Below are 9,965 nucleotides of genomic sequence, written 5' to 3' on the forward strand. Positions count from 1 at the left end.
CTACACCGTCACCATCACACCAGCGGCATAGCCGCTACCCCAGACAGAAAGGAACACCCGCAGCACGCGCACCGAATACCGATAAGACCAGCGTTGGAAGCCCGGCTCCCAGCGCCTTCCCGCATGCCCGGAACCAGCCCCTCCGCGGTCCAGCAATTCACTCCTCAGAACCCCAGCATCGTCCTCGGCTTCTTCGGCGACCCCCATCTCGCCTACATCAGCTGGTAGTCGCGTCCAGATACTTTCTTTCCTATTAGTACACCGTTCCGCCGTCCCCGTGGCCGGTCGGTGTCCACTGCACCGAAGATCCTTCCCTGATGTTCGCCGGCCCTTACGGCGGTGTGCGGTGTATCAATGGCGTCTGGACGGGCGGACCCCAGCCGACAGGGCCAACTCCGACGCCTCCTCGGCCGACTATTCCGCCGACATCGCCGGCGCCCGGTCTGCTACGGCCGCCCCACACGCCTGTAGCGAGCCCGACAKCTACGCCGTCCGCACCCGACATGGCTACTCCGCAGGGTGGCGCGTCCTCCCCGGCCGAACCGTCGCATATCCCGTCGGTGGTGGCCAACTCTCCGTCAGGCTGACGATGAGCCCGACGGCTTGGCGCGCAGGTCGGTGCGCTTGCCCTGCCCGGGCCGGTTGTCGAGCCAGGTGGTGATGGTGTCGCGGCGCCAGCGGGGYCGGTCGGGTACGGACAGGTCGTCGGGTGCGGGGAGTAGTCCGCGTTGCCGGTAGTTCCGGACGGTTTGGGCTTTCATCGGCTGGTTGCGGCTGGTGGCGTACGCGGCGATCTGTGTGTAGCCGAGGAGTTCGTCATCGTCACCCATGGGGACAGAGTATGCCGCAACCCTAAGTTGTTCGACTGTTGAGTGAATCGAAGAGACAAGGGGTTACTTCAACCCTAGGTTTGGTGGTGTCGGAACACCGGACCGCCAGGGGGCACCAGATGACCATCGTCGACACCGGCACCACCGTCCGGCCCGTCGAAGTCCAGGCCCCCGCCGACCACTCGATCAGCATCGCGACCGTGGCATCCGAGCTGAGCATCAAGGAGTCCACCGTCCACCGCTATCTGCGCGCCGGACGGCTCGCCCGCCTCGGCGGCGCCGTCTCCGCCGACTCGGTCGCCGCCTACGCCGCCGCACGGGCCATGAACATCACCCGCACCCGGTTCCAGCCTGCCAAGGCCTACACCCCGGCGTCGCCGATCGAAGCCGCCTGCGCCGCCTACAACGCGGGCGTTGAGGCACGCCGGGCCGCGGACCGGACAATCCGACCGGCGAAGAAAACCCTTCAGGCCGTCGGCCCTGGAAGCTACGGGCCGTGGGACGTGGAAATGGTGCCGTCCGGGCGGGAAACCCCGAACCTGGAAGAGATCACCCGGATCCTCACCGGTCTCGGCATGGATGTCCCCATGAGGCCTGTGGCGGACACGATCCGGGTGACCTGGGTCGGCTGACCCCGGCGGGGCCCGCGCCGCCGGGTCATGTTGCCGACGCCGGCAACATGACCCGCCAGATAAAAGTCACTTTGACCATAAACGGGTCGGACCCCTGGAAACAGCACGACGGGGCCCGCGACCATCAAGACCACGAGCCCCGCCGGGGCAGGCGGCGCCGTCGCGCTGGTCGCTGGCGGGCCGCCCATCGACCCGTTGGACGTACTCCCGGGTTGCGGGTGGCACCCAGTTCCGCGCCGACGCCACCGGTCCGGGCCGCATCGGCTCAGTCGCATCCGCCGATGCACACGGCTTTGCCGCGTTTGACGGTGAGCGGCCGTTCCTGCCCGCACCTTTCGCATTTCGGCATCGGCGCGCGGCCGGTGGTGCCGTCCGGGGTGAGGGTCCGTGCGGCCCGGTCCTCGGCGCGGCGGGCGGCACGGCGGGCACGGTTCYGCCGGTTTCTCTCACGTACCTGCTGCTGGTCTCTCACCGCGATTGCCATGCCGCGGGGGGAGGTTTGCGCGAGCCGGGTTAGGAGACCGACGCAGCCGCGGCACCAGCGGCCGTCCGGTTGGGTTCGGGTTCCGTTGCACTGCCGGCAGGTGGTCATGGTCAGTTCTCCTTCGCCGGGCAGCCGTCGGCGCAGACAGCGCCGCGGCTGGTGACGTTCAGCGGGCTGCGGGTGCCGCACTTTTCGCAGGCCGGCATAAGCGGCCTGGCCGGTGTGGTGGTCGGCTTCTTCCGGGCCGCGGTCTTCTTCTTGCGTGGCGCCCGGGTCGTTGTGGATTCGGTGCCGAGCCGGTGCGGCCGGCTGGTCTGCTGGCGGCCCTCGACGTCCAGGCGGCGGCCGAGGATGCCGTCGACGAGCCGCTGTCCGGCACCGACGATCCGATCCCCGGCGCCCCCGGCGGCCGAGTTGCAGGCCGGGCAGGGGCCCCGGTTCCGGCCGCGGCCGACCATTCGGGTGCCGCGGCATCGGGTGCACTTGGCGGACATGAAGCTCTCCTCTCGTGCCCCTCCAGGACCGTCCTGGAGGGGGTGTGCGGTGTGGGCCCGGAACCCCCTCTACGCCCGCTACCGCGCAGGTCAGAGGGGTCTACCGGGCCCGCTACCGGGGTAGTGGGGGCCCTCTACATCCGGCCGTGGGGTCCCGGTCGGGGTAGAGGGGGCGCGCCGGGCGGGAAGGTAGAGGGGGATCCCTCTACCGGGCGGGCGGCGAGGACTTCGGGTGGGATCGCCCCTTCGATGTCGCGGAGCAGATAACCCGCCCGGTTCTCACCGTTGATCTTTACTTGTTTCATGGATCGGACGACCCCGGCCTTGGTCAGCTCGTCGGCCAGGCGGGTGCCGTCCCACTCCCCGTAGGCGTCTTCGTCGAGGTTGACCAGGGCCGGCAGCAGGTCCTCAGTCCACATCCGCGACCGCTGCCCGAAGGCCTCCATGACGTCGCCGATCAGCGGCGGGATGAGGTAGCCGACGGTGCCGGCGGCGGCGATGTCCCCGCAGGCCTGCCCGGTCAGGGTGCCTTCGGCCAGGCGCAACGCCCGGCCCCGCTGGCAGATCGTCTCGAACTGCGGGTTTTCCAGCAGGTCGGCTTTCACCGTGACGAAGCTGGCTGGGCCGGTGACGAGCACCCCGACGCCTTTGTGTTCCTCGGACAGGGTGGAGGCGTCCGCGCCGGCTTTCGCCTTCCCGTCGCCGAGGACCATGTCGGAGCTGGTCTTGTCGGTGACCTGGGTGGAGTACCGGTAGGTGACGATCTCACGGAGTTTCGTCGGCACCGACTTGGCGTCCGGCCGCTGGGAGGCGTAGACGGGCATGATCCCGGCGGCCGGTCCGCGGCGGGCGATCCGGGCCAGCTTCCCGATGATCCGCTGACGGTCCTTGTCCTCCTCGACGGCTTCGAAATATTCCTGGAGTTCGTCGATGGGCAGCAGGATCAGCGGTAGCCGGTATTGCCGCATGATCTGCGGGGTGAGTTTCCCTTCCGGGCACACCACGGCCGGCAGGGTTGCCAGCAGCGCGAACCGCCGTGACATCTCGGCGATCAGCTCGTCAAGCATCGCCTCAAACGCGACGAGGTCTTCCGGGTCGGCACCGGAGACGTAGCGGTGGGCGACCTGGGCGATGGCCCGGAAGTCGGCGCCGCCTTTGCCGTCGGCGAGCCAGATCTGCACCCACGGGTCGAGCACGGCCGCGGCGACCAGCAGCCGCATCGAGAACGTTTTGCCGCGCCGGGGCAGGCCACCGAAAAACGCGGACTGCCACAGCAGCAGGATGTCGATGCGGTTCCCTTTGGCGTCCTGGCCGAACGGCACCGCCTTCCAAAAGTCGAACCGTTCCACGTCGATCAACAGCGACGGGGCGGGGGTGCCCAGGTACGGGTCGTCGTCGGCGACCCACAGCGACAGCCGGCGGCCGTGCCCGCCGTCGTGGGCCCGCACCCGGCGCATCAACAGTTGGATTTCGTCGACGCCCAGCTCGGCGGCGATCGTCGGAAGCTTCCCGATCGCATCGGCGGCGGTTTTCCCCCAACCCGGGGAAGGTCGACCATGGTGTCCCAGCCGCGGTCCAGCCGGTCGCGCACGATCGGCGCGCACAGCACCAGGCTCGCGTCAGGGCCTTTGAGGAGACCGGCGGCGCGGAACGCGGCGTTGAGATGCTCCGGGGCCAACGACACCCGGTTGTCCGGCTGGACAGTCCACGTCGACGGGCCGTCGGGGGTGGGACGGTGCCGGCCGGCGATCCCGGCGGCGCCGACGGCGGCCACACCGGTCAGCGCCGGCACCCAGTCCCCGACCATGGCCGCGGCGACCGCTTCGGCGACCCCGGTGGTGGCCAGCGTGCCGCCGGTGATGTACCAGCGGACCTTGCGATGGTCGCGGACGACGAGCACCTCACGGCCGAGTTTGCCGCTGTCGGTGTCACGCAGCTCGCCGGCCAGATCCTCGGCGCGGACCCAGGACCACCAGAACCGTCCGGCCCGCCAGGTGCCGCGGGYGACCGCGGCCGGGGCCCGCCAGGTCGAGCGGACCGAGACCCGGGCGGCGACCCGGYCGGTGTGCCGGGCGGTCGCCCGAGCCACTGTCCGGCTCGTCACCCACGCCGGCAGGCGGATCGGGTCGCCGATACGGGCACGGGGCGGCAGCACCGGACTGGCGGGCAGCACCTCACCTTGCACCGCCGTCGAGGCGAACGGCGGCACCTCGACGGCTTCGACGGCAGGCGCCCACGGGCCGGTGACGACGGTGCCCTCGCGCACCTCCTCAAGCTGCTGTTCGGTCATCGATCGTCACCTCCACGGGTCATGTCACGGGGGACGGCCAGGTCGGCGGCCCGGATCCAGATGGAGGCCGCCAGCGGGGCGATCCGGGCCGCGGTGGCGGCGGCCACGTCGAGGCGTTCGGCGGTGTCCACGATCAGAGCGACCATCAGGCCGGTCAGGCGCAGCACGAGCACGACGACGGCCAGGACAACCAGGCCGGCGGCGACCGGCCAGGGCAGCGACCGCAGATCCTCCCGCACACCACCGGTCATGACCCGTCCCCGAACAGCTCGGTGTTGACCTTGTCGCGGAGTTCCCGGGCGGTTTTCGCGCTGACACCCAGCGCCGCGCGAAGCCCGTCGGCAGTGACCCGACGGCCGTTGCCGCGGGCGTAGCGGCGGGCGGCGTCCAACGCCTCGTCGGGGGTGAGCTTGCGGCGGGCCTGCGGGTCGATCGGCCGACTGTTCCGTACCCGTCGCTTCCCGGTCGGCTGGTCCGGGACGGGCGGGTCGAGGGTGGCCACGCCACCCGACTCGCCACCCGACTCGTCGTCACGTTTCCGCAGGTCGGCCCCGTTAGTCGGGTCGGCGGGAGTCGGGGCGGCCAGGTCGGCGCCGGACGGTTCGACAGGCCCGTCCGGGCCGGCACCGGCGACCAGTTCGGCGAGCCCGGCGTCCCACCCGTCCACCACGTCGACGGGCAAACCCGGGACGACCGCGGGCATCAGCCGGCGGCGGTGCGGGGTGTACCGGCCCGGCGCGTAGACGAGGGTCGCGCCGCCGTCGGCGGCCAGCTCGACCACCGCCCGGCGGATCGCCAACCGGCGGGCCCGCTCCACCCGCCGGGCAGCGAGACGGGCATGCCGGGCGGCGGCCCGTTCCGCCCGGGAACGAGGCGGGGCAGCTACCGCAAGCTGGTGGGCGCCGACCCCGGCGACGGAGACGACGGCCATCACCAGACCGGCGACCGGCCCGCGGCTGGTGGCGCCGTGCGCGAAGTTCAACGCGGCCCCGACCCCGGCGAAGACGACGATGCCGACGGTCAGCCACCGGGTGGGCCGGTCCGGGGTTCGGCGCCGGGAGACCAGCACGGCAAGGGCGAACGCCCACGCCCCCAACTCGGACAGGGCGGGCAGCGCAACACCGGTGACCCCGCCGTACAGCTGGAACCCGTAGTAGGCCATCGCGGGGATCGCCATCCCCGCGCACACCACTGCCAGCGGGTAGACCAGCAACTCGACGGTGTGTTCGGAAGCCCACCCGGCCAGCTCGGCGCGGCGGGCTTTCCGGGTGTTACGGCGCCGGGTACGGGACGTTTCCCGCTCGGCGCGCCGCTTCTCGACCCGCCCGTCGGCCTCGGCCCGCGCCTTCGACCGGCGTGCGGCGGCGGCGTCCAGGTCGAGGCGGGCCTGTTCCCGGTCAGCGGCCCGGTCCGCGCGCCGCTGATCAGACCAGATGCTCATCGCCGGCCACCGCCGTTGCGGCTGACCCCGGCGTGCACGAGCGTCCGATGCAGCTCGATCATGCTGTGCAGGTCGGCGCCGGTCGGCGCGGTGATGGTCTGCCCGCAGCCGTCAGGGCAGATGCTGCTGTGCTGCGCGGCCATGTCAGACCACCCTCGCGTAGATCACATACTCCTGTTGGATGCCGCCCGGCCCGTAGGGCGCGGACCAGCCTTCGGCCATGTCGACCACCCGGCCGGCGGACACCCGCTCTACCCAGGGACGCATCCACGTTTCGACGTCGGCCAGGCGCAGCCGGTCGTGGTCCCCGCCGAATCCGAGGGTCGGGTGGATGGCGGCCGGGGTGACCCCGGCGTACGGGAACGGCCCGGGGGTCGGCGCGCCGGGTGCGTACAGCGTCCACATGCCGTAGCCGCACGGCGGGGTGATCGCCCACACGTCGCCGGAAGGGTCGCGGTGCGCGGGATGCCAGCCGGTGAGGTCGGTGCCTTCCCACGTCGCACGCAGACGACGGCGCAGCGCGATCACTATGACGACGGCCAAGGCGACCGCGAGCAGGACGAGGCCGATCCTCATCGGGCCACCGCCTGTCCGACGACCCCGGCTGCGGCGAGGAGGGTCAGGGCTGTTCCGAGGAGACGTAGACCGGTCCGGTTCCAGGCCCATTTGGAGGCGACGACATCAGCGACGGCGGTGACCTGACGGTCGGCGGCATCAAGCGCGGTCGGGGTGCGGTCCAGGACGGCGCCCAGCACGCCCGCAGCTGCGGCGGCGCGGACATGCCAGCAGTGGTATGCGCCGGCCGGGGTTGCGGTGTGGCGGGGGATGGCCGGGCACAGCGCCCGGCCCAACGCGGCGATGCCGGCGACGGCGGCGCTTACCCCGGCCCACCACAGGGCGGCGACGGCCAGAGGCAGGCCGGCCGGGGGCCAGGAGGTGACAACGAAGCCCAACCCGGCAGTCGCCCCGGCGAGGATGATCCCGACCTGGCTGTCGCAGCGGGCGGCTTCGGCGCGCATCGAGGCGATCAGGTCGGTACGGGTGTGCATCCGGGTCGCGACCGTGGTGCGGGTCGCCTGGTGGGTCACGAGAGGTCTCCTGTCGGTCTGGTCCTGCGTGGGGTGGGCTGGAAGGCGCGGCGGGCCTCCGGGCTCAGCGCGGCGTACAGGGCCAGTGCTTTGCGGACCGCGGGGCCGACAGGTTCGCCGGCCAAGGTCAGGCACAGAGCCGCGTGCAATGCCCCGACGGCGTAGGCGTGCCGGATGGCCGGGTCGAAGTCGGCCAGGGTTGCCCGTGCCGCGGACAGCTCGGCATCGGTCGGCGGGTCCAGCGGGAAGCCGCCGGTGCTGGTGCCGGTCATCGGACACCAGCCGCAGGCGCGGGCCGGGTGGTCTCGGTGGACTCCAGGGCGTCGCGACGCTCCCGGGCCGCCATGTCCAGCGCAAGCAACCAACGCAGCTCGGCGGCGGCAAAGTAGGTGTTGCCGCTGCGGATCGCGGCGACGATCAGACCGGCATGCCCCGCGGACCGGGCGCCGACGACGGCATAGGTGCCCATTGCGGATGCGCTACCGATCTGGAGACGGGCGGCTTCAAGTTCCTCGGGGGTCGGGGTTAGTTCGTCGGTGGGGATCAGCGGCCGGGGGGACGGCTTCTGTACCCGGGGGGCGTGGGGGCCGGTCATGCCTATCCGCAGGTGGCATCCGGTGTCAGCGAAGTCGATCCGGTTGATCACGGTTCCTGTGGGGATGGAGGCGAGGGCGGTGCGAAAGTCTTGGATGTCGGCGCCGCAGTCGACAGCGACCTGCCAGATGTCGGAGTTGCCGCGGCTGCGGGTTTGGGTGACCTGGACGGCGGCGGTCACTGGTCGGCGTCGCGGCGCGCGATGAGGACGTCGATCAGAAGCCCGGACGCCCGGGTGTAGCCGGCGTGCTGGTAGCCGGCTGCGATCCGGTCTGCGAAGCCGAGTTCGGGGTCGTCCTGCCGGTCGTGGAGGGCCTGCCGGGTGTCGTGGATGCGCTGGGCGCCGAGGGGGCTGTCGCCGCTCAGCCACTCCACGAAGTGGTGGAGGGCACGCTGGCCGCCGCGGTGTGTCTCGTCGGCTTCGAACCGGTCGGCGAGTGGCCTGCTGGTGTCGCGGGCGGTCGCGGAGAGGATGTCGAGTTCGGCGCCCAGCTGTGCGAGTTTGGTGAAGCCGGCGTTTTTCTGGCTGAGTGCGAGCAGGTCAGGGTGCGATGCGAACGGTTCGGGCATGCTGGTGGACACGGTTCGGCTCCTGTCAAGGTCAGGGGTTTGGGTCGAGGCCTCCGCCTGGTGGTTGCACACCGGCGGGGGCCGTTTTGCGTGTGGGGCTGTCTACGCCGGGTCGGYCGTCGGGCGGCCGTCGAGGATCGCGGCGATGTCGGCCCGCCGGTAGCGGCGGTGGCCTCCCGGTAGTTCGACGGACGGGATGTCGCCGTTGCGGGCCCAGCGGTTGAGGGTCGTCGCGCCGCAGCRCAGCGCCTTCTGTGTTTCTGCCGGAGTCATCAACTCCGAGTCCTCGGTGCCTTCCGGCGCCGGCCTGTCCTGCACTGTTTGGCCCCCTTGGTCGATGTGGTCGATCTGACGGGGAGGACGCTACGCAGGACGGTATAGACAGTCAAGACAGTTGCTCGGATGCGTAACCATGCCAGGTGGACATGACCGTCAAGACAGTCTTCGCTACCGTCTGCTGCATGACGCCCGACGAGCGCAGGCGCGTGTACCGCGCGATCGAAGACGATCTACGACGGCGGATCGCGTCAGGGGAGCTCGCAGAGGGCGCCAAGCTGCCCAGCGAGAAGGACATCGCCGAACAGTGGGGCACATCTCGGCCGACCGTCCGGCAGGCACTAGGGGCGTTGTATGCCGATGGCCTGATCGACCGACAAGCGCCGTTCGGGACGTTCGTCCGGCGTCGGCCAGGGGTCGAGATCCAGTGGACAGACACCCGATACCAGCGGCGGCCCGATGGCCCAACCTCACCGTTCGCCCGCGACGCCCAGCAAGCGGGCGCCGTCCCTGACTGGCGGTGGACAACCCGGCGGGAACGAGCCGACGAGAGGATCGCGGCCCGGCTCGGTATCGAACCTGGCGACCACGTAATGACAACCGGGTACCAGTTCCTGGTCAGCGGCCAGCCGGTACAGCTATCCACAAGCTGGGAGCCGTACGCAATCGTCGGCGGCACACCTATCGAAGAACCCGAAGGCGGCACCGGGCCAGTCGGCGTCATCGCCCGCTTCGACTCCATCGGCATCCGCATCGACACGGTGACCGAGATCGTCCGGTCCCGGCCCGCCACCGGCGACGAACGGCGCACCCTGAACATCGCACCCGGGATGTGGGTCCTGGAAATCGAGCGGACTCATCTCGCCGGTGAGCGGCCCGTCGAAATCTGCGACATCGTCCAGCCGGCTGACCRCGCAGCGCGGGGTTACCGCATCAAGATCCTGTGAAGGGTATGYGGGTGCACGCGAATCTGCGTATCCCGGAGTGACATGAAGCCCGGGCGCCGTTGACACTCCAACGCCCTGGGACAACCAAAAGCCTTCCGCAGATCAACGCCAACACTTTATTTGCCTTCGCGGGGAGGCTGTTCCGCCCTTTCTCGCCACTTCTTCCACAGGAAGCCGTATCGTCACGCTCCGACTCAAGCTGAGAGCCACATGCAAGGGGGGCGGAGTGGGCTTTCTTCGGCGCGCCTGGCTTTGGTGCAGGCGCCATCCCAAGACCCAATGCCAGTGAATTAAGAACCGCACCGACAAGATCCACTTC

Annotated in this window: 15 protein-coding genes; 2 read left to right on the forward strand and 13 right to left on the reverse strand. The window is 70.5% G+C overall.

Annotation, left to right across the window (positions count from 1 at the left end; genetic code table 11):
- Nucleotides 1-578: 578 nt before the first annotated feature.
- Nucleotides 579-830, reverse strand: a complete 252-nt coding sequence (locus KBI5_RS22110; protein WP_085016333.1) for a hypothetical protein — start codon at nt 828-830, stop codon at nt 579-581.
- A 119-nt stretch (nt 831-949) separates the two neighbouring features.
- Between KBI5_RS22110 and KBI5_RS22115 the strand changes: the two genes are divergently transcribed.
- Nucleotides 950-1,462 (forward strand): hypothetical protein, encoded by a 513-nt coding sequence (locus tag KBI5_RS22115; RefSeq protein ID WP_085016334.1) that lies wholly within the window; start codon nt 950-952, stop codon nt 1,460-1,462.
- Between the two features lie 594 nt (nt 1,463-2,056).
- On the opposite strand, the gene KBI5_RS22125 is transcribed toward KBI5_RS22115, so the two are convergent.
- From KBI5_RS22125 to KBI5_RS22170, 12 genes are all read right to left on the reverse strand, one after another.
- Nucleotides 2,057-2,440 (reverse strand): hypothetical protein, encoded by a 384-nt coding sequence (locus KBI5_RS22125; RefSeq protein ID WP_133057112.1) that lies wholly within the window; start codon nt 2,438-2,440, stop codon nt 2,057-2,059.
- A gap of 134 nt (nt 2,441-2,574) precedes the next feature.
- Nucleotides 2,575-3,888: a hypothetical protein gene (locus KBI5_RS28170; protein ID WP_241883098.1), complete on the reverse strand. Its 1,314-nt coding sequence runs from the start codon at nt 3,886-3,888 to the stop codon at nt 2,575-2,577.
- Between the two features lie 8 nt (nt 3,889-3,896).
- Nucleotides 3,897-4,730 (reverse strand): hypothetical protein, encoded by an 834-nt coding sequence (locus KBI5_RS28175; RefSeq protein ID WP_241883099.1) that lies wholly within the window; start codon nt 4,728-4,730, stop codon nt 3,897-3,899.
- On the reverse strand, nt 4,727-4,981 hold the full coding sequence (locus KBI5_RS22135; RefSeq protein WP_085016337.1) for a hypothetical protein: 255 nt from the start codon (nt 4,979-4,981) through the stop codon (nt 4,727-4,729). The genes KBI5_RS28175 and KBI5_RS22135 overlap by 4 nt, the downstream gene beginning before the upstream one ends.
- Nucleotides 4,978-6,171, reverse strand: coding sequence for a hypothetical protein (locus KBI5_RS22140; RefSeq protein ID WP_085016338.1), 1,194 nt, complete (start codon nt 6,169-6,171; stop codon nt 4,978-4,980). Before KBI5_RS22140 ends, KBI5_RS22135 begins: the two co-directional genes overlap by 4 nt.
- Nucleotides 6,168-6,314 carry a hypothetical protein gene (locus tag KBI5_RS26615; protein ID WP_157902570.1) on the reverse strand — a complete coding sequence of 49 codons (147 nt, stop codon included), beginning with the start codon at nt 6,312-6,314 and terminating at the stop codon, nt 6,168-6,170. Before KBI5_RS26615 ends, KBI5_RS22140 begins: the two co-directional genes overlap by 4 nt.
- Nucleotide 6,315: 1 nt before the next feature.
- Entirely contained in the window at nt 6,316-6,747 is a 432-nt protein-coding gene (locus KBI5_RS22145) for a hypothetical protein (protein WP_085016339.1), read from the reverse strand.
- On the reverse strand, nt 6,744-7,259 hold the full coding sequence (locus KBI5_RS22150) for a hypothetical protein (RefSeq protein ID WP_085016340.1): 516 nt from the start codon (nt 7,257-7,259) through the stop codon (nt 6,744-6,746). Before KBI5_RS22150 ends, KBI5_RS22145 begins: the two co-directional genes overlap by 4 nt.
- Nucleotides 7,256-7,531 (reverse strand): hypothetical protein, encoded by a 276-nt coding sequence (locus KBI5_RS22155; protein WP_085016341.1) that lies wholly within the window; start codon nt 7,529-7,531, stop codon nt 7,256-7,258. The genes KBI5_RS22150 and KBI5_RS22155 overlap by 4 nt, the downstream gene beginning before the upstream one ends.
- Nucleotides 7,528-8,034, reverse strand: a complete 507-nt coding sequence (locus tag KBI5_RS22160) for a hypothetical protein (protein WP_085016342.1) — start codon at nt 8,032-8,034, stop codon at nt 7,528-7,530. Before KBI5_RS22160 ends, KBI5_RS22155 begins: the two co-directional genes overlap by 4 nt.
- Nucleotides 8,031-8,435, reverse strand: a complete 405-nt coding sequence (locus KBI5_RS22165) for a hypothetical protein (RefSeq protein WP_085016343.1) — start codon at nt 8,433-8,435, stop codon at nt 8,031-8,033. Before KBI5_RS22165 ends, KBI5_RS22160 begins: the two co-directional genes overlap by 4 nt.
- A gap of 90 nt (nt 8,436-8,525) precedes the next feature.
- Nucleotides 8,526-8,696, reverse strand: coding sequence for a helix-turn-helix domain-containing protein (locus tag KBI5_RS22170; RefSeq protein ID WP_085016345.1), 171 nt, complete (start codon nt 8,694-8,696; stop codon nt 8,526-8,528).
- Between the two features lie 152 nt (nt 8,697-8,848).
- Between KBI5_RS22170 and KBI5_RS22175 the strand changes: the two genes are divergently transcribed.
- Complete coding sequence (locus KBI5_RS22175; protein ID WP_133057113.1) at nt 8,849-9,646, forward strand: GntR family transcriptional regulator; 798 nt, start codon at nt 8,849-8,851, stop codon at nt 9,644-9,646.
- The last annotated feature ends 319 nt before the right edge of the window (nt 9,647-9,965 follow it).

Origin of the sequence: Frankia sp. KB5 (genome assembly GCF_002099325.1) — a bacterium.
GTDB classification, from domain to species: Bacteria; Actinomycetota; Actinomycetes; order Frankiales; family Frankiaceae; genus Frankia; species Frankia casuarinae.

Bases quoted from the DNA above. Each gene is read 5' to 3' on its own strand.
- KBI5_RS22115 (WP_085016334.1), top strand. From the start codon at position 950: ATGACCATCGTCGACACCGGCACCACCGTCCGGCCCGTCGAAGTCCAG.
- KBI5_RS22155 (WP_085016341.1), bottom strand. From the start codon at position 7,531: ATGACCGGCACCAGCACCGGCGGCTTCCCGCTGGACCCGCCGACCGAT.
- KBI5_RS22125 (WP_133057112.1), bottom strand. From the start codon at position 2,440: ATGTCCGCCAAGTGCACCCGATGCCGCGGCACCCGAATGGTCGGCCGC.
- KBI5_RS22140 (WP_085016338.1), bottom strand. From the start codon at position 6,171: ATGAGCATCTGGTCTGATCAGCGGCGCGCGGACCGGGCCGCTGACCGG.
- KBI5_RS22145 (WP_085016339.1), bottom strand. From the start codon at position 6,747: ATGAGGATCGGCCTCGTCCTGCTCGCGGTCGCCTTGGCCGTCGTCATA.
- KBI5_RS22135 (WP_085016337.1), bottom strand. From the start codon at position 4,981: ATGACCGGTGGTGTGCGGGAGGATCTGCGGTCGCTGCCCTGGCCGGTC.
- KBI5_RS26615 (WP_157902570.1), bottom strand. From the start codon at position 6,314: ATGGCCGCGCAGCACAGCAGCATCTGCCCTGACGGCTGCGGGCAGACC.